This is a genomic window from Streptomyces sp. NPDC126499, from assembly GCF_040302485.1.
In the GTDB taxonomy this organism is placed as follows: Bacteria; Actinomycetota; Actinomycetes; order Streptomycetales; family Streptomycetaceae; genus Streptomyces.
Genome location: NZ_JBEOUO010000009.1, coordinates 82582 through 99001, shown reverse-complemented (window position 1 = coordinate 99001; position 16420 = coordinate 82582). Strand labels below are relative to the sequence as shown.

The 16420-nt window shown below is 68.7% G+C and carries 23 protein-coding genes; 22 read left to right on the top strand and 1 reads right to left on the bottom strand.

From position 1 onward, the window contains the following. The first annotated feature begins 25 nt into the window (after positions 1 to 25). From ABTZ91_RS15595 to ABTZ91_RS15495, 21 genes are all read left to right on the top strand, one after another. Positions 26 to 574, top strand: a complete 549-nt coding sequence (locus ABTZ91_RS15595) for a hypothetical protein (protein WP_352077675.1) — start codon at positions 26 to 28, stop codon at positions 572 to 574. Between the two features lie 55 nt (positions 575 to 629). Beyond that, positions 630 to 1580 (top strand): phage major capsid protein, encoded by a 951-nt coding sequence (locus ABTZ91_RS15590; RefSeq protein WP_352077674.1) that lies wholly within the window; start codon positions 630 to 632, stop codon positions 1578 to 1580. A 28-nt stretch (positions 1581 to 1608) separates the two neighbouring features. Beyond that, positions 1609 to 2013: a hypothetical protein gene (locus tag ABTZ91_RS15585; protein WP_352077673.1), complete on the top strand. Its 405-nt coding sequence runs from the start codon at positions 1609 to 1611 to the stop codon at positions 2011 to 2013. A gap of 11 nt (positions 2014 to 2024) precedes the next feature. Next, entirely contained in the window at positions 2025 to 2246 is a 222-nt protein-coding gene (locus ABTZ91_RS15580) for a hypothetical protein (RefSeq protein WP_352077672.1), read from the top strand. Positions 2247 to 2261: 15 nt separating this feature from the next. Then, a complete protein-coding gene (locus ABTZ91_RS15575) occupies positions 2262 to 2834 on the top strand; it encodes a hypothetical protein (RefSeq protein ID WP_352077671.1) in 573 nt (190 codons plus the stop codon). After that, on the top strand, positions 2831 to 3247 hold the full coding sequence (locus ABTZ91_RS15570; protein ID WP_352077670.1) for a DUF6093 family protein: 417 nt from the start codon (positions 2831 to 2833) through the stop codon (positions 3245 to 3247). The genes ABTZ91_RS15575 and ABTZ91_RS15570 overlap by 4 nt, the downstream gene beginning before the upstream one ends. Continuing rightward, the gene (locus ABTZ91_RS15565) at positions 3244 to 3633 is read left to right on the top strand and encodes a hypothetical protein (protein WP_352077669.1); all 390 of its coding nucleotides are present in this window, start codon (positions 3244 to 3246) and stop codon (positions 3631 to 3633) included. The genes ABTZ91_RS15570 and ABTZ91_RS15565 overlap by 4 nt, the downstream gene beginning before the upstream one ends. 32 nt (positions 3634 to 3665) lie before the next feature. After that, positions 3666 to 4031, top strand: a complete 366-nt coding sequence (locus ABTZ91_RS15560; RefSeq protein WP_352077668.1) for a hypothetical protein — start codon at positions 3666 to 3668, stop codon at positions 4029 to 4031. Between the two features lie 9 nt (positions 4032 to 4040). Then, on the top strand, positions 4041 to 4373 hold the full coding sequence (locus ABTZ91_RS15555; protein ID WP_352077667.1) for a hypothetical protein: 333 nt from the start codon (positions 4041 to 4043) through the stop codon (positions 4371 to 4373). A gap of 65 nt (positions 4374 to 4438) precedes the next feature. Beyond that, positions 4439 to 4921, top strand: coding sequence for a hypothetical protein (locus ABTZ91_RS15550; RefSeq protein WP_352077666.1), 483 nt, complete (start codon positions 4439 to 4441; stop codon positions 4919 to 4921). Further along, on the top strand, positions 4921 to 5436 hold the full coding sequence (locus tag ABTZ91_RS15545; protein WP_352077665.1) for a hypothetical protein: 516 nt from the start codon (positions 4921 to 4923) through the stop codon (positions 5434 to 5436). The genes ABTZ91_RS15550 and ABTZ91_RS15545 overlap by 1 nt, the downstream gene beginning before the upstream one ends. A 71-nt stretch (positions 5437 to 5507) precedes the next feature. After that, complete coding sequence (locus ABTZ91_RS15540; RefSeq protein WP_352077664.1) at positions 5508 to 5741, top strand: hypothetical protein; 234 nt, start codon at positions 5508 to 5510, stop codon at positions 5739 to 5741. Positions 5742 to 5773: 32 nt separating this feature from the next. Beyond that, positions 5774 to 8722 carry a phage tail tape measure protein gene (locus ABTZ91_RS15535; protein ID WP_352077663.1) on the top strand — a complete coding sequence of 983 codons (2949 nt, stop codon included), beginning with the start codon at positions 5774 to 5776 and terminating at the stop codon, positions 8720 to 8722. Then, the gene (locus ABTZ91_RS15530; RefSeq protein ID WP_352077662.1) at positions 8719 to 10185 is read left to right on the top strand and encodes a hypothetical protein; all 1467 of its coding nucleotides are present in this window, start codon (positions 8719 to 8721) and stop codon (positions 10183 to 10185) included. The genes ABTZ91_RS15535 and ABTZ91_RS15530 overlap by 4 nt, the downstream gene beginning before the upstream one ends. 12 nt (positions 10186 to 10197) lie before the next feature. Then, positions 10198 to 11268 (top strand): DUF5047 domain-containing protein, encoded by a 1071-nt coding sequence (locus ABTZ91_RS15525; RefSeq protein ID WP_352077661.1) that lies wholly within the window; start codon positions 10198 to 10200, stop codon positions 11266 to 11268. Continuing rightward, complete coding sequence (locus ABTZ91_RS15520) at positions 11268 to 12074, top strand: hypothetical protein (RefSeq protein ID WP_352077660.1); 807 nt, start codon at positions 11268 to 11270, stop codon at positions 12072 to 12074. Before ABTZ91_RS15525 ends, ABTZ91_RS15520 begins: the two co-directional genes overlap by 1 nt. Next, on the top strand, positions 12071 to 12577 hold the full coding sequence (locus ABTZ91_RS15515) for a hypothetical protein (protein WP_352077659.1): 507 nt from the start codon (positions 12071 to 12073) through the stop codon (positions 12575 to 12577). Before ABTZ91_RS15520 ends, ABTZ91_RS15515 begins: the two co-directional genes overlap by 4 nt. 55 nt (positions 12578 to 12632) lie before the next feature. Then, positions 12633 to 13589 carry an N-acetylmuramoyl-L-alanine amidase gene (locus tag ABTZ91_RS15510; protein WP_352077658.1) on the top strand — a complete coding sequence of 319 codons (957 nt, stop codon included), beginning with the start codon at positions 12633 to 12635 and terminating at the stop codon, positions 13587 to 13589. 11 nt (positions 13590 to 13600) lie between these two features. Continuing rightward, positions 13601 to 13948: a hypothetical protein gene (locus ABTZ91_RS15505; RefSeq protein ID WP_352077657.1), complete on the top strand. Its 348-nt coding sequence runs from the start codon at positions 13601 to 13603 to the stop codon at positions 13946 to 13948. A gap of 93 nt (positions 13949 to 14041) precedes the next feature. Next, positions 14042 to 14398 carry a hypothetical protein gene (locus tag ABTZ91_RS15500; RefSeq protein ID WP_352077656.1) on the top strand — a complete coding sequence of 119 codons (357 nt, stop codon included), beginning with the start codon at positions 14042 to 14044 and terminating at the stop codon, positions 14396 to 14398. Next, complete coding sequence (locus ABTZ91_RS15495) at positions 14385 to 14714, top strand: hypothetical protein (RefSeq protein WP_352077655.1); 330 nt, start codon at positions 14385 to 14387, stop codon at positions 14712 to 14714. Before ABTZ91_RS15500 ends, ABTZ91_RS15495 begins: the two co-directional genes overlap by 14 nt. A 204-nt stretch (positions 14715 to 14918) precedes the next feature. On the opposite strand, the gene ABTZ91_RS15490 is transcribed toward ABTZ91_RS15495, so the two are convergent. After that, positions 14919 to 15173 (bottom strand): hypothetical protein, encoded by a 255-nt coding sequence (locus ABTZ91_RS15490; protein ID WP_352077654.1) that lies wholly within the window; start codon positions 15171 to 15173, stop codon positions 14919 to 14921. Between the two features lie 117 nt (positions 15174 to 15290). On the opposite strand from ABTZ91_RS15490, the gene ABTZ91_RS15485 reads away from it, so the two are divergent. Then, positions 15291 to 16265 (top strand): site-specific integrase, encoded by a 975-nt coding sequence (locus tag ABTZ91_RS15485; protein ID WP_352077653.1) that lies wholly within the window; start codon positions 15291 to 15293, stop codon positions 16263 to 16265. Positions 16266 to 16420: the final 155 nt, after the last annotated feature.

Here is a 16420-nt window from a genome sequence, read left to right as displayed (position 1 = left end):
CCTTCCCGCAACGGGAGCTTGCACCATGTCCGAATCCACCGACACGACCCCCGTCTCGGAGCCTGCTGGCGCTCCCGAGGGCGCTGAGACCAGCCCGCCGAGCAGTAGCTCGGATGCGCCGCTCGGCCCGGCTGGGGAGAAGGCCCTCACCGAATGGAAGCAGCGGGCCCGAGCCGCCGAGAAGGCCAGCCGGGAGCAGGCGGCCCGCCTGCAGGAGCTGGAAGACCGCGACAAGTCAGAGCTGCAGAAGGCGACCGAACGAGCGGCGAAGGCTGACGCCCGCGCCGCCGAGGCAGCACGGCGAGTGGCCAAGGCCGAGATCCGGGCCCTGGCCGCCCCTCAGTTCGCTGACCCATCCGACGCCGCGGCGTTCCTCAACGTCGACGAGCTCATCGGTGACGACGGGGACGTCGACACGAAGGCCGTCGAGAAGGCTCTGGCGGACCTGCTGAAGCGAAAGCCGCACCTCGCCAAGGAGCAGGCTCCGCCGTCCTTCGACGGTGGCGCCCGCACCACCGCGACCCCACCCACCGATATGAACGCCCTGATCCGCCAGAAGGCGGGCCTGGGCTGAACCACTCCCGGCACGGATCGGTCCGGCCGGCACTAACCCAGGAGGAGGCCGGACCATGGCCTACAACAACGTGACCTCGCGGACGGACGCCGCAGCGCTCATCCCCGAGGAAGTGTCCAACGAGATGCTGGGGAAGGCGACGGAGCAGTCCGCCGCGCTCTCCCTGTTCCGCCGGGTGCCGGTCGGACGCAACCAGGTCCGCTTCCCGGTCCTGTCTGCCCTGCCGGTGGCCTACTTCGTCGGTGGCGACACCGGTCTGAAGCAGACCACCGAGGTCGCCTGGTCGAACAAGTTCCTCAACATCGAGGAGATCGCCACGATCATGCCGGTGCCGGACAACGTGCTGGCGGACGTGGACGCGAACATCTGGGACGAGGCCATGCCTCTCCTGACGGAGGCGTTCGGCCGGACTCTCGACGCGGCGATCTTCTTCGGCACGAACGCGCCGTCGAGCTGGCCGTCGGACATCACCACCGCGGCGACGGCGGCCGGCAACAGCGTCACCGAGGGCTCGACCGCGGCCCAGGGCGGGTTCTTCGGCGACCTGGACAACCTGTACGAGAAGGTCGAGGCCGACGGCTACGAGATCGACGGCTGGGTCGCCTCGACCGCGGCGAAGTCCAAGCTGCGCAGGGCCCGCGACACACAGGGCCGCAAGCTCGACGAGACCCGCGTCTCGGGCGACCTGCAGACCCTCGACGGCCTGCCGGTGGCCTACGCGATGCGCGGCCTGTTCCCGTCCGGCGGCGGCGCTGGCACGAACACCCGCCTCTTCGGCGGCGACTTCAGCCAGTTCGTCCTCGGCGTCCGCCAGGACATCACGATGAAGATCCTCGACCAGGCCGTCATCCAGGACAACACCGGCGCGATCATGTTCAACCTGGCCCAGCAGGATATGACGGCCGTCCGTCTCACGTTCCGTGTCGGCTGGCAGGTCTCGAACCCCATCAACAACGAGCAGGCCGTCGAAGCCAACCGCTACCCGGCCGCCGTCCTGAAGTACTGACCCGCACCCAGGAAGAGAGGTACAAGCCATGACCACTGCTCCCTACGTGCAGGTCATCGAGCGGAACGTCCCCGCCGTGTCGACGGCGAACGCGTCCGACGACACAGTCCTCGGGCAGGCGCCGTTCGACTGCACCGTCACCTCGGTGCAGTACGTCCCCGAAGCCGCCATCACCGGCGCGGCAACGAACCACCGCACCGTAACGGTGGTCAACAAGGGCCAGGCCGGCAGCGGCTCGACCACAGTTGCCACGCTGTCCTTCGACTCCGGCGTGAACGCTGCGGCGAACGACGAGCGCGCGATCACCCTGTCCGGCACCGCCGCGAACCTCGACCTCACGGCGGGAGACACCCTCCAGTGGCGGTCGATCGCAGTCGGAACCGGAATCACCGACCCGGGCGGCGTCGTCCGAGTCACCATCTCGAGGCGCTGAGGAGAACACCCATGGCTGAGCGGAAGAGCGCCCCCAAGGACGAGGCGCAGGCAGAGGTCCAGGCGGCCGTCGACGAGGCGGAGGGCAAGGGCTACATCGGTGTCCCCGTGGATCCGACGCCCAAGGAGAACTACACCGTGGCAGGCGTTCTCGCAGGCAAGCCGACCCCGGAGACGGACCCCGAGCACGCCCGGAAGGTCCGGCAGGAGCTGGACGAGGCGCGTAAGCGCTGATGAAGGGAGGCCGCCGTGGCCCTGCCCCCGTTTGCTACGGCGGCCGACCTGGCCGCTCTGACACAGCGGTCGGATCTCCCGGATGCGACCGCCGACCTGGCGCTCACGCTGGCGTCCGCCGCCATCCGGAGATGGACCAGGCAGGACATCACTCGTGTAGAGGACGACGTGGTGACTCTGCGGATCCTCGACGTCTCCGAGCTCGTTCTGCCGCAACGGCCAGTGGAGTCCGTGTCCCAGGTCAAGGCGGGCAGCCTGGTCCTGGCCGACTGGGTGCTCTCAGGCGACCGTCTGCTGCGTACCGGCGGCTGGCGGCATCTTCCGGGCACCACGACCTACCCCGACCCGGGCCTGGTCGAGGTGACCTACACCCACGGCTGGCCGGAGGTACCGGACGACGTCAGGGCCGTGTGCCTGGATCTGGCGTCCATGTCGGTGTCCAACCCAACCTGGCTGCGTTCGGTGGCCATCGACGACTACAGCCGCACCTACGCCACGGAGACGCTCGGCGTCGGGGCCCTGTCGCCGGCGCACAAGTCGACCCTGTCGGCGTACCGTCGGCGCATCGGGACGGTGGCAGTGAAGTGAGCGAGCTCGAGGAGGCCCTCGCTGCGGGCCGCTCTGCCGCGGCGGAGCTGATGCGGGAGACGGTCACGGTGTACCGGCCTGGACCGGACGTCTTCGATAGGGAGACCGGTCAGACATTGCCGGGTCTGCCGGAGGTCGTGTTCTACACGGGGCCGGCGAGGGTGAAGCCTTTGAGCGCCTCCGACACGGATGCTCAAGCGGGCGAGCGCGAGGTCGTGCTGCGCCAGTACACGGTGAGCGTCCCGTTCTCGACGGCGCCGCCCGAGTCCGGTGACCGTCTGAGGCCGGGGGATCTGGTGGATGTATCGGCATCGCCAGACCCCAGACTGGGCGGCCTCCGGTTGTGGGTGACGGGTGTCCAGTACGGCTCCACGGCCACGGCGTGGCGGATCATCGCGGAGGACAGGTCATGACCGAGATCGATACTCGCCAGCTCGAGGCCTTGGCGGCGGTGTTCCGCGTCAACGCTGTCCAGGCGCAGGTGCAGGCTCGTGCCGTGGTGGCGCGGGGTGCGCTGAACATCAAGAACGGCTGGCGGGCGAACGCGACGGCCACGGCCGGCCAGCACGCCCGCCTCTACCCGCTGAGCATCAGCTACAGCATGCTGCCGCACCCGACGGGCGCTTCGGCGGAGATCGGACCCGACAAGAGCCGGCCTCAGGGCGCCCTCGGCAACCTGCTGGAGTTCGGGTCGGTCAACAACCCGCCTCACATGGACGGTGCTCGGGCCCTGGCAGCCGAGGCCGCGGCGTTCACGGCGCACATTGCGGCGATCGGCGCGCAGATGGGCCGCGGATGACTGCCCCCGCGGTCCTGCCGCACCGAGACGCCGTGGTGGCCGCTCTGGAGGCCGAGGGCTTGGCCGTGGGGTTGGGCCGGGCTCCGGTTCCGGCACCGGACAGCCACATGTATGTCGTGGTGTACGTGGCGCCGGGCCAGTCGATCTCGGAGTCTCTGGCGGACCGGCGCACCGACTTCCAGACGGTCGTGCAAGTGACCTGCGTGGCTCCGGATGAGGAGCGCTGCCTGTGGCTGGCCGACAAGGTCCGCACGGCGCTGTGGGGGCCGCTGACGGTCGCTGGCCGGGTCGCGTACCGGGCGGAGGACGAGGGGGGTCCTCCGGTGCAGCGTGACGACGACGTGACTCCACCGCTCTACTACACGCCCATCCAGTTCACGGTCCGGTCCACTAGCTAGGAGGCTCTTGTGGCCACTCTCTCCGTCCAGACGATCGGCGCCGCGGGCCTCGATCCGACCTACGCCGCGGCCTCCGGTGGTGGCGACAAGCTCAAGCCCGGGAAGGGCACGTTCCTGCACGTCATCAACGGCGGCGGCTCCTCGATCACCGTGACGCTGGTGGCGCCGGGCACGTACTACGGGTCGGTGGCCAATCCGGATCCGATGTACACGGTCGGCGCGTCGGGGGAGATGATGATCCCGGTCCCCGCCTCGCCGTTCGCGAACGCTTCCGACTCGGGTCTGGCCTCGGTGACGTACTCCGGCGTGACCAGCGTGACTGTCGCAGCCATCCGCATCTGACGGACTCAGACCCCTGCACGCCCCGCCTCGTCGGGGCTTTTTCTATGCCCCGAAGGAGGCACGCCGTGTCTGACGTGATCAACGACGGCAAGACCCGCGTCGTGTGGGTGAGTACGATCGCCAACATCTCCGCCCCGACCGTCGCCGAGCTCAACGCCGGCCTCGACTTCACCGAGCGGATCACACCGGACGGCCTGAACATCCCGGCCGAGACCGCCGACGTGGACAACTCCAGCCTGGCGTCCACGTTCACCACCAACCGCGCGGGTCGCCGCAGCTTCACTCCGGAAGTCACGTTCAAGCGGGGTGACAACGCGGGCGACGACCTCCCATGGTCGACGCTCACCTACCAGACGATGGGCTACCTGGTGGTTCGCCGCGTGCTCTCGTACACGACCGCCTGGGCTGCCGGTCAGGATGTCGAGGTGTACCCCGTGGAGTGCGGCGAGCGGAACACCATCCCGCCGGCGCCGAACGAGGTCGCCAAGTTCACGTCGCAGATGAAGCTCCGCGAGGAGCCCGACACGTCTGCCGTGGTGGCCGCCTGATGCCCGACATCAAGGACATCCTCGCGAAGGCTCGGCCCCGCGAGCACTCCATCCGCATCTGTGTGGCCGGCGACCTTGCCGCGGAGTACGACCGGCTGCAGGCCGAGCTGTCTGCCGTCTCTACCTGGCAGCCGCAGTCGATGGCGGAGGAGAACCCCTCGGCCGCGATCGCCGAGCGGATGGCTGAGCTTCAGGAGCAGATGAAGGACGCCGAGGTCGAGTTCACCTTCCGCGCCCTCGGCGCGAAGGCGTGGTCGGATCTGGTGGCCGAGCATCCCGGCAAGACACCGGACGAGGCATGGGACGCCGAGACCCTGGCGCCCGCACTCGTCTCGGCGTGCGCGGTCGACCCTGCGATGACCCCCGCCGAGGTGGACGAGCTGTTCGAGGCCCTCAACGTGGGACAGCGCCAGCAGCTCATCGACGCCGCGTGGCAGGTCAACGGGGAGGCGACGGCGGTCCCTTTCTCGCTTCACGCCTCCGCGATCCTCGCCTCCCGCACCGACGGGAAGTAGAGACCGCGCGGGCCTGGGGCGTACCTCGCTCGATCTTCCTGGGTCGGCCGTGGCCACAGCCGGGCGAGCCGATGTGGCTGGACGAGGACCGACAGTGGGCTCTCGCCCTGCACTACGTGGAGGCGGATCGCTGCCCCGACTGTCACCAGCCATGGGACGAGGCCACCGACCCGAAGAACGAGTTCGCCTGGCGCGGCGAGCTGACGAAGTGCCACGCCTGTGCGGCAGCGGCCCGCGCCATCGGACAGCACGAGTCCAACGGCGGTGACACCCGAGGGCTCCAGGTCCACGTCATGAAGAGCTGAGGTGAGCCGTGGCCGTCCGTACCGTCTCCGTCTTGCTGACCGCGGACATCGGCGCCTTCCGGGCGCGCATGGCCGAGGCGGCCCGCAACACGGACCGCGCAGCGCGAAGCATGCGGGATTCGATGCGGGACTCTGCCCGGACGATGGCGCGCATCGGGGAGAACCAGACGCGGACCCTCAGGGCTGTGCAGGGCGGCAGCCTGGCTCTGGTTGCCGCGTTCGGGTTCGCCGTGGCCGCTGCAGCCCGGTTCGAGAAGGCCATGAGCAACGTGAAGGCCGTCTCACAGGCCTCGGCGGGCGAGATGGCGACGCTGCGGGCTGCAGCGCTTCAGGCGGGCCGCACGACCGCCTTCTCGGCAGTACAGGCCGCGGATGCGATGCACGAGCTGGCGAAGGCGGGCGTCTCGACGGCCGACATCACCGGCGGCGCGCTCACTGGCGCCCTCAACCTCGCAGCGGCGGCTGAGGTCGACGTCGCTGAAGGTGCCGAAATCGCCGCCAACGCTATGACGGTGTTCGGCCTCTCGGGCAAGGACATGAGCCATGTCGCCGACCTGCTCGCCGCCGCGGCCAACAAGTCCACGACCGACGTACACCAGATGGGCATGTCGCTTCGCATGGCCGGTCAGGTCGCCTCCCAGACCGGACTGTCCATCGAGGACACCGTTGGCGCCTTGACCCTGTTCGCCGCCGAGGGCCTCAAGGGCTCCGACGCCGGCACCAGCTTCAAGGTCATGCTCCAAAGGCTCACCCCCCAGAGCAAGGAAGCCCAGGCCACGATGGACAAGCTCGGCCTGTCAGCGTATGACGCCCAGGGCAACTTCGTCGGCCTTCAGGAGTTCGCGGGGCGCATGCAGACCGCGTTCAAGAACCTGACGCCCGAGGCCCGCAACGCCGCCATGGGCGTCATCTTCGGCAGTGACGCGGTCCGCGCCGCGAACATCCTCTACAAGTACGGCGAGCAAGGCATTCGCCGGTACACCGATGCTGTCAACGACCAGGGCTACGCCGCCGCGGTCGCACAGACGCGCATGGACAACCTCATCGGCGACCTGAAACTGCTCCGCAGCGCCCTGGAAACCGCGCTTATCCAGACCGGCACGGCCGCGAATTCCGCACTGCGGGACATGGTGCAGTGGATCACTCGTCTGGTGAACATCTACAACCAGCTGCCGCCTGGCCTCCAGGAAGCCACCGGCCTGCTCACCGGCTTGGTCGGCGTGATCGGTCTGGTCGGCGCGTCGATGCTGCTTCTCCTTCCGAGGATCCTGCTCGTCCGGCGGGAGCTCCTGGCTCTCGGCATCACCGCCCAGGTTGTGCGTACTCAGCTGATGACCCTTGGGCGGCTCGGCTTGGTCCTTGGAACCCTCACCGCCATCGGCTGGGGCATCAACAAGATCGCCGAGCAGTTCCGTGAGGCGCCGCCCAACGTCACGAAGATGACGAACGCGTTGGTCGACTTCGCGCAGCGCGGCAAGGTCGCCGGCGAGCTGGCACGCAACTTCGGTGCCGATCTCGACGGCTTCGGCGAGGCCGTCGCCCGCATCGCTCACCCGGGCGTCCTGGACCGGGTCGAGGACTTCTTCGGGACGTTCGACCCCGGTACCGAACACGGCGGCCCCGGTCTCGACGCAGCCGTCGAAAAACTGCAGGCCATTGACGAGGCCATGGCCTCGCTGGTGAAGTCTGGGAACGCGCAGCTGGCAGCGGAGAACTTCCAAAGGCTGGCCGCCGAAGCCGAAGCGAGCGGAACCTCCGCCGACAAGCTTCGGACGCTGCTGCCTCAGTACGCAGAGGCCTTGACCAACGCGGACACCCAGGCGAAGCTCGCGGCCGACTCCCAGGGCTCCCTCGGCGATGCAACCGCGATGACCGCGGACGAAATGGCTGATCAGCGCACCGAGGCCGAAAAGCTGCAGGATGCGCTGAACGCCCTCAACGGCGCCGCGATCTCCGCCGCCGAGGGCGAGATCTCCTTCCGGGAGTCCCTGGCGGAGCTGTCCACGGCCGTCGAGGAGAACGGCCACTCCCTGGACGTCACCACCGAGAAGGGTCGCGCGGTCAAGACGGCGTTCCTCGACGCCGCAAAGGCAGCGATGGAGCACGCCCAGGCCGTCTCCGAGCAGATGGGCTCGCAGGAGGCGGGCAACGCTGTTCTGGCCAAGAACATCGGTCTGCTGCGTCAGGCGATGGCGCAAGCCGACTTCACGACCGAGCAGATCGACGAGCTGACGGGAGCCTACGCGCAGCTTCCGGTGTCTGCGGAGACCGACGTGGCGGCCCCTGGGGCAGCCGATGCCATCCGTCAGATCAACGACCTGTACGACGCCGTTGCGAACTTGCAGCCCGGCAAGACAGTGGTCATCAAGGCGCCCACCGGGGAGGCAGTGCGGGCGCTGCAGGCGGCCGGTTACGCGGTAAAGAGCATCCCTGGCAGCAAGGACGTCCGCGTCACGGCGCCGACGAACGCCGCGCAGTCGAGCGTGGCAGCGCTGCGGCGGGCCCTGGACAACCTTCGAGACCGCCAGGTTACGGTCACCACGGTGCACCGGACGGTGCAGAACAACACGGTGGGCCGCCCCCAGCGCGGCGAGGGAGGCATTTCCAAGCATGCTGGTGGCGGGCGAATCAACCGCTACTCGACCGGCGGTATGGTCCTCGGTGCCGGTTCGTCGACGAGCGACAGCGTGCCCGCCATGCTCTCGGCCGGCGAGTACGTCATTCGGGCCGCGGCGGTCCGCAAGTACGGGCCCGGATTCCTCGACGGCCTGAACACAATGCGGGCGCCAGGCACGCTGTCCGGTCGCCACTTCACCTCAGGTGCTCCAGGCGGCACAGGGCCGATCCACGTCGACGTAGCCGCTCGCGTGTTCATCGGGGACCGGGAGGTCCGCGACATCGTCCGCGTCGAGGTGCAGCCGATGATTCGCGAGTCGGAGAAGGCCCAGGCCTACAGAGCAAAGGTGGGCCGGGCGCTATGACGATCTCCTACAGCAGCATCGGTGCTCTCTCCAACTCCACAACCACGATCACCCCCGCCATCCCGGCGGGGGCGGTCGCGGGAGAGCTTGCCGTGCTGCAGGTCGTCTCCGCACACACCAACGACTCGGTCCCCTCCACGCCGTCTGGCTGGAACCTGGCAGGAAGCTCGTCGGGCGGCGGAGGCACCTACGGCGCAGGAACGGGGCCGCGACGCCTGACGTTCTTCACCCGCGTCCTTCTCGGCGGGGAAGCAGCTCCGACGACCGCGCTCCCCGCAGGGGATGCCAACAGCCTCCTCGCCGGCCGAGTCGTCACCCTCGCCCGCACCGCAGGCACCGGCTGGCGGTGGGGTGCAGCGTTCGGCGAGGACACCACTTCGGGCACCGGCTTCTCCGCGGCCAGCGCTACCTCCCTCACGTGGGCCTCGGGTGACCTCGCGCTTCTTGGTTACGCCCTGCCCGTGGCCGGAGCCTCCCTGTCGGCTGAAGGGCTCACAGCCAGCGGCATCACCTTCGGCACGTTCACCGAACGTGCCGACGACTCCGTGGCCACGGGTCACGACGCACGTCTCGGCACTGCAACCGGCAGCGTCACTGCCGGCTCGGGAACCACCACCTCGACCGTCACCGCGACGCTCGCGGTCGCCTCCACTGGCGCCGCGGGCGTGCTGCGGCTGAGGGAAGCTTCGGCCAGCATCACAGCCACGGCACAAAGCGTCTTCCCGCCGCGCAATTTGGTGTCCGTCACCGGGCTCCTGGCAGAGAACGTCTCCACGGTCACCGTGTACCGACAGGTGGGCACCGCTCGCACCGTCGTCCGCGCAGCCAGTGCCGTCGACGTGACCGGCAGCAATGTGCTACTTCGGGTCGACGGCGAGCAGCCCTTCGGCGTCCCGGTCTCCTACGTCGCTGTCCTCACAGACGTCAACGGCGTCCAGTGGGTTATCACCTCCAACTCTCTGACCTCCAGCGTCAGCAGCGACGTGATCAGCGACGCCATCACCGGCATCGGTGCGGCCGTCCGACTCCAGGCCACCTCAAGTAGGAAGCGAGACCGGGACGCCACCCGTTTCAACGTAGGCGGCCGACGCGTCATGGTGTCAAAGCCTCGCTCGGCGCCCTCCTTCAGCCTGGTGCTCAAGACGGAGAGTGACGCCGCGGCGACCGACCTGGACACTGTCCTCGACTCCGCAACAGAAGGCGTCATCCTCATCCGGCACCGCACGCAACTTGCCCGTCTCGACGGCCACTACGCGATCCCTTCCGACGAGGAAGACCCCACCTGGTACGACGAGCAAGTCGTGTGGACGCTCGAAGCGGACGCCGCCGAGCCGTGGCCCGACACTCTGGAGGCCGCCGGCTTCACCTTGCAGGACATCGCCGACAACTTCACCTCGCTTCAGGACCTCGCCACCGCGTTCCCAGGCACGCTCCTGGACATCGCCTTGTACGACTGGGGGTGATCCATGCTGGGCATGTCCGACGAAGCGCTCGCCATCGTCCGCGGCGACCAGAAGATGCGCATACGAGCCGAATCATGGCTGGGCGGCCAACTCCTCGCGGACGAAATCCCTATCGCCGCCGGAAGCGAAACCCGCGACCATTCCATGGCCGTGCCGGAGCGCATCACCCTCCGAGTCCCCCGCCGCGACCGAGGGACAGACTGGGCCCCTCTCACCCCAGACCACCCCCTCGCCACCTACGGCCAGCAGCTTCGCATCGACTACGGCATCGAGGTCGGCAACCACACCGAGTGGATCAACCGCGGATGGTTCCTCATCGACGACTCCAGCACCGACGGCGACGAGGTGGAACTCACCCTCCTCGGCCTGCTCAGCCTCATCGAAGAGGCACGGTTCGTCGCCCCCTTCCAGCCATCGAGCACCGACACCCTCGGCAGCGTCGTCCGCGCCCTCGTCGAGCCAGCGCTCACCGCCGTAATCGACGGCGGCCTCACGGACCGGGCCGTCCCTCTGGGAATGCAGTGGGACGACGACCGGATGGCTGCACTAACCGAAGTCGTGGCCGCATGGCCAGCGGACGCCCGCGTAACCGAAGACGGCGTTCTGGTGGTCGAGCCCCTCGACGAGTCAGGCACCCCCGTCTTCGATCTCACAGAGGCCGCTGACGGGACGGTCGTTCGTTGGCAGGGATCCGCAAGCCGAGACGGCGCCTACAACGCCGTCGTAGCGTCCGGCGAGGACGCCAGCGGCAACCAGATTCAAGGTGTTGCCTACGACCAGCAGGGCGGCAGCCCCTTCCGATACGGCGGCAACTTCAACCCGCTCCCCGTCCCCTACCGCATGCACTCACCGCTGCTACGAACCATCACCGAGTGCCGCACCGCCGCCAACACTGCCCTGCAGAGACTGCGCCGCAACGCCTCGCGGAAACTCACCGTCACCACCCTGCCCCACCCAGGCCTGATGACTGGCGACGTGGTCTCCGTGACAGGGGCGGGCCTGACCTCCCAGCCCTGCATCATCGACGCCTTCACCCTGCCCTACACGACCGAGGCGATGACGCTGACAGTGAGGGTGATCTGATGCCCGACTTCGCAGATACCCGCGTCAGCCTGGCCGGCATCGGCGCCCTCCAGGGCGTCGCCCTGACAGCCTCGTCGAGCGGGGCGTGCGTCGTGCGCGTCGGCGGCATCGAGGTCACCGCCCGCGTCGTCTCTGGCCTGACCGTCGCCGCCAACGACCAGTTGCTCTTCGTGCGCCGGGGCCCCACCTACTGGGCTATCGCGAAAGTCCCAGCAGCCCCTTCATCACCGCCCACACCTCCCGCGGCCGGATCGGGGCCGGACGGCGGAGACACCTCACCTGACCCCAAGCCCGTGGTGAAGACAGGCAGGCTCGTGTGTTCCCCGGTCGCCACGGCCACCTACCGCGACGGCGTGTGGCGGACCGACATCGGCGCCGTGAACTCGGCCGACACCTACCAGGGCCGCTACACCGGCTCGTCCTTCGGCCGCATGACTGGCTGCGTCTTCTACGGTTCCACACCGCGGTCCCTCGCCGGTGCGACCGTGACAGGCGCCACCGTCCAAGTGCGGCGCCTCACCAGCGGTGACTACGCCGCCCGGACTGCGACCCTGCGCCTCGTCACCCAGTCCACACGGCCCTCCGGGGCGCCGACACTCAACGAGACCACCACCGGCCCATCGCTCGCCGTGAACGCCACCAACAACGCCTTCGCCATCCCCACCTCGTGGGCCCAAGCGATGGTCGACGGAACACGCGGCGGCCTCGCCATCAGCATCACCTCCGACGACCCCTACATCCGACTTGCCGGCCGCGCCTCATGGTCCGCGGCGTGGACCATGACGATCAACTGGAGGCGCGGATGACCCAGCAGACACCCAAGGGCATCACGTATCCCGAGTCCACGGACCACAACCGGCTGTGGGAGCACTACCAGACCCTGGCCGAGGACATTGACGCCCTGATCACCGTCGACAGCAATGAGGCCGAAGACACCTCGTCTCGCACGACCACGTCGACCACCTTCACCGACGCCAGCGGCGGCGCCCTCAGCACCACGATCACCGTCCCGCCTTCCGGCCGCGTCATGGTCGCGATCCGATCTACGCAGCGGAACTCCGGCTCGCTCAACACGATCACCAGCTGGCGGGGCGTCGGGTCGACGTCCGGCACCGTGTACACGGAGAACGACAACGCCGCCCTGATCTGGTCCGGCTCCGGCACAACGAACCTGTCGCTGTCGCTGACGAAGCGCCTCACCGGCCTGGTAGCCGGCGAGACCCTCACAGTGACGATGAAGCACCGGGTCAACTCCGCCTCGACGGCCACCTTCGACTACCGGTGCATCACCGTCTGGGGCCTCATCTAATCCCGCCCCCGCCCCGCCGCCACGGACCGGGGCTTTCTGCATGTCTGGAGGCCCGATGGCCACACCGATGACCGCCGACCAGTGGCTGGCGGCCCTGCGCGCCGAGGGCGTCACCGACATCGTCGAGATGCCCGGCTGGCGCACCCACAACCGCAACGGCCGCGGCGCCTGGGGCGACGTCCACGCCACGATGGTCCACCACACTGCCGGCGAAGGATCCGGCCTGGCGGACTACTGCTACCGCGGCAACGCCGACCTTCCGGGCCCTGTGTGCCACGACTTCCTCGCCCGTTCCGGCCGCCTCTACCTCGTCGGGAACGGCCGCACCAACCACGCTGGGAAGGTGGCGCGCAACGCCTACGACGTCGTGCTGAACGAGCGCTCCGTGCACCCGGCGCCCGGCCCCGACGAGCTCGACGGCAACGCCGTCTCCTACGGCCTGGAGGTGGAGAACTCCGGTGCCGAGGGCCGCGCCTGGCCGGCGAAGCAGTACGACGTCGCTGTCCGCGTGCAGGCTGCCCGGTGCCGCTTTCACGGCTGGTCGGCGGACTCCATCTGGGCGCACAAGGAAGCCACCCGCCGCAAGCCGCTGGACCCCCGGATCGACATGAACGCCTTCCGCCGGGCCGTCGCCGAGCGGCTCAAGCACCCGCCGAGCTGGAACCCCGGCCAGACCACCCCACCGCTCGAGGAGAACGACGTGCCCCTGACCGACGCCGAGATGAACAAGATCGCGGACCTGGCTGCCGCGAAGACGTGGGCCACCGCGTGGAAGTCCCCGACCGACCCGGAGGGGCCGACCCGGTCTGCCGCCACATTCGTGCGCTGGGCTGATAGCCGGCACCAGCGGGTCATGACCCAGCTCGCCGCCCTGACCGCTGCGGTGGAGGCGCTCACGAAGCTCGTCGGCGAGGACGTCGACACCGACCAGGTCGTGGCCGCCGTCCAGGCAGCCATCCGCGACGCCGTCATCAAGGTCGACGTCGACATCAACGGCACCCCCGCCGCCTGAAGGAGACCCACATGAGAATCTTCGGCCGCGAGCCCGCGCTCGTCATCGCCACCCTCAGCGCCTCCCTGTCGCTGCTCGTCACCTTCAACGTCGGCCTCAGCGGCGAGCAGGCAGGCGCCATCGTCGCTGCCATCTCCGCTGTCCTGGCCGCCGCGACCGCCGCCATGACCCGCCCCATCGCCCCGAGTGCGTTCACCGGTCTCGTCGCCGCCGGCGTCGCTCTCCTCGCCGCCTACGGCCTGGAGGTGTCCGCTGAGACCGTGGGCGCCCTCAACGCTGTCGTGCTCGCCGTCCTCGGCCTCATCACCCGCGGCCAGGTCTCGCCGACGACCAGCGGTCGCAGCGTCACTGGGGTGTAGGTGCGGTGCGCGGCGCTGCGGCGCGCCCGAAAGCACTTGGGGCGCCGCGGCGGTTTCCTCCTCATTCTCGGCACCGGCAAGACCTGCTGGGGCGTGAGCTTCCTCGTCGACCCGCCCAGCGGCGACGGGCTGCAGCTGCTCACCAACCTGTGCAGCCTGCGCCACTGGGCCTGGCTGTGGATCGTGTGCGGCCTCATCACAGTCAGTTCCGCGTTCCTCCGCGTCGGCCGTGACCGCTACGGCTTCCTCGCGGCGCTCATCCCCCCATCGGTGTGGGCCGTCGCCTACCTGGCGGCAGTCCTCACCGGCGACTACTCCCGCGCCATCTGGGTCGCGGTCTGGTACCTGACCTCACATGTCGGGGTCATCATGTGGGCCGCGACGGTGCCCGAGTACTCGGTCCCCCAGCTCGCCGCGGCCGGAGAGAAGAGGCCGGATGAACGTCGGTGACTGGGCGGCCATCGTGGGGGCCGCCGGCGGCATCCTGGGCGGGGGCGGCGTGTTCGTCGCCCGCGCCACCGTCAAGGCCGCGAAGGCATCGGCCGCCCCGCAGCAGCAGGCCGCAGACCTGGCGGTGCTCCAGGCTACGGTGAAGAGGGTGGACGAGGAGAACAGTGCCTTGCGTGGCCGGCAGGCCCGGTGCGAGTCGCTGCTGCGGGCCTTCTCATGGACTGTGAACCGGTGGGCGGACCAGATGCACAAGGCCGGCATCGAACCGGTGCCTGTGCACCCGCTCGTCGAGGAGTACAACCGCACCGGAGTGTGACCATGCCTGAACCGCCGTCCCCTCGGCCCGTCGAGCGTCGTATCGACCCGGCCGCAGCCGACACCGAGACCCTCGTCGACATGGGTGTGCTACCCGAGCAGCCCACCCCCCAGCACGAAGGCCTCTTCCTCGAGCCCGACTGGCCACAGGAGGAATGACAGAGCCCCCGCCGCATCACGCGGCGGGGGCCCTCTGCTGTGTCCTTTAGCTCTTGCGGCGAGCCTCGAGGATCTCGGCGGTCTCCACAAACCCGAAGCGCTTCAAGTCCTCAATTGGGTCCGGGCCGATGAGCGCTTTGGCCAGATGGTGGTCGAAGACCACCGTCATCTGGCGGATGAGGGCCCCGTCGCCGCGAGGGTCGTCGGGAGTCGACTCTGCCGCAACGAGACGGGCGAGGTACTCGAAGGGCACGCCGCTTCTCTCAGCAGCTTCGCGCCGCTGCTCCATGTCGTAGGCCATGCGCTGAAGTTAACCACAGATAATGCTCTATTATCTGTGGTACGGCCAAAGCTGAGCTGGACGGATGCCAACCAACGGCCGCACGAACCCACCCTGTTATCTGCGGCAAGGAGAAACGTGGGCAACGTCGTACAGCTCCCCACCGGCAAAGCGCTCACCGTCCAGGCGGCGGCAGACCGCTACCTGGACGCGCTGAACAACCCCAACACGGCACGGAACTACGGCATCGGCATCCGCAAAACCGTCGAGCACATCGGGGCCGGGCGACCGCTCGACTCCATCGCCGACGACGAAGTCGGGCAGGCCCTAGAGCAACTCTGGGGACTGGCCGCCGTCAACACGTGGAACGCCCGCCGCGCGGCCGTGCAATCGTGGTTCACGTGGTGCCAGGAGCGCGGATACGGCGGCCCTTCCGTACCGCCCTGGTCGAAGCGCATCACCCCACCCGACAGCGATACTCCCGCACGATCCAAGGCAGAGATCGACCGCCTCATCGGCCGGCGCGACATCCACCTGCGCGAGAAGACGCTCTGGCGCATGCTGTACGAGACGGCCGCCCGCTCCGACGAGATCCTGGGCCTCAACATCGAGGATCTCGACTTCGCCGGCCGCCGCTGCCAGGTGAAGGCCAAGGGCGCAAAGGCCAAGACCCGTCGGCGCGGCGAAACCCGTGACGACTTCGTCCTCGAGACCGTCTACTGGGACGCCGGCACGGCGCGGCTACTCCCGCGCCTTCTCAAGGACCGCACCCGTGGCCCTGTCTTTGTAGCCCACCGGAAACCGGGTCCTGGGAAGATCGTCAGCGCCCGTGATGTCTGCCCCGACACCGGATTCGCCCGCCTCTCCTACGGCCAAGCACGCGCACTGCTTGACGAGGCCACCGCTACAGCCGGGCCCGGGACGGGCTGGGACCTCCACGAGTACCGGCACTCCTCGCTTACCCACCTCGGCGAGCAGGGCGCATCCCTGTTGATGCTCATGGCGAAGTCGCGGCACAAGAAGCCTGAGAACGTCCGCAAGTACTTCAAGCCCTCACCTGAGGCCATCGCCGAACTGACCAACCTGCTCGCCCCAGGCGGCTCCCAGCGTTGAGGCCAGTTGCGCGCGACACTCCGAACAACCTTGTAGAGATGCGCAGTCGGGCCTCCATCGGCTCAACTGGCCTTTAACTTCCCACCACCCAAGGAGGCCCTATGGCCGAGACAACCATCACCGCTATGTGCACGTGCTGACAGAACTTGGTCATA

Coding starts and splice junctions, on each gene's coding strand:
- ABTZ91_RS15595 (WP_352077675.1), top strand. CDS start 26: ATGTCCGAATCCACCGACACGACCCCCGTCTCGGAGCCTGCTGGCGCT.
- ABTZ91_RS15590 (WP_352077674.1), top strand. CDS start 630: ATGGCCTACAACAACGTGACCTCGCGGACGGACGCCGCAGCGCTCATC.
- ABTZ91_RS15585 (WP_352077673.1), top strand. CDS start 1,609: ATGACCACTGCTCCCTACGTGCAGGTCATCGAGCGGAACGTCCCCGCC.
- ABTZ91_RS15580 (WP_352077672.1), top strand. CDS start 2,025: ATGGCTGAGCGGAAGAGCGCCCCCAAGGACGAGGCGCAGGCAGAGGTC.
- ABTZ91_RS15565 (WP_352077669.1), top strand. CDS start 3,244: ATGACCGAGATCGATACTCGCCAGCTCGAGGCCTTGGCGGCGGTGTTC.
- ABTZ91_RS15545 (WP_352077665.1), top strand. CDS start 4,921: ATGCCCGACATCAAGGACATCCTCGCGAAGGCTCGGCCCCGCGAGCAC.
- ABTZ91_RS15540 (WP_352077664.1), top strand. CDS start 5,508: ATGTGGCTGGACGAGGACCGACAGTGGGCTCTCGCCCTGCACTACGTG.
- ABTZ91_RS15530 (WP_352077662.1), top strand. CDS start 8,719: ATGACGATCTCCTACAGCAGCATCGGTGCTCTCTCCAACTCCACAACC.
- ABTZ91_RS15525 (WP_352077661.1), top strand. CDS start 10,198: ATGTCCGACGAAGCGCTCGCCATCGTCCGCGGCGACCAGAAGATGCGC.
- ABTZ91_RS15520 (WP_352077660.1), top strand. CDS start 11,268: ATGCCCGACTTCGCAGATACCCGCGTCAGCCTGGCCGGCATCGGCGCC.
- ABTZ91_RS15515 (WP_352077659.1), top strand. CDS start 12,071: ATGACCCAGCAGACACCCAAGGGCATCACGTATCCCGAGTCCACGGAC.
- ABTZ91_RS15510 (WP_352077658.1), top strand. CDS start 12,633: ATGGCCACACCGATGACCGCCGACCAGTGGCTGGCGGCCCTGCGCGCC.
- ABTZ91_RS15505 (WP_352077657.1), top strand. CDS start 13,601: ATGAGAATCTTCGGCCGCGAGCCCGCGCTCGTCATCGCCACCCTCAGC.
- ABTZ91_RS15495 (WP_352077655.1), top strand. CDS start 14,385: ATGAACGTCGGTGACTGGGCGGCCATCGTGGGGGCCGCCGGCGGCATC.
- ABTZ91_RS15490 (WP_352077654.1), bottom strand. CDS start 15,173: ATGGCCTACGACATGGAGCAGCGGCGCGAAGCTGCTGAGAGAAGCGGC.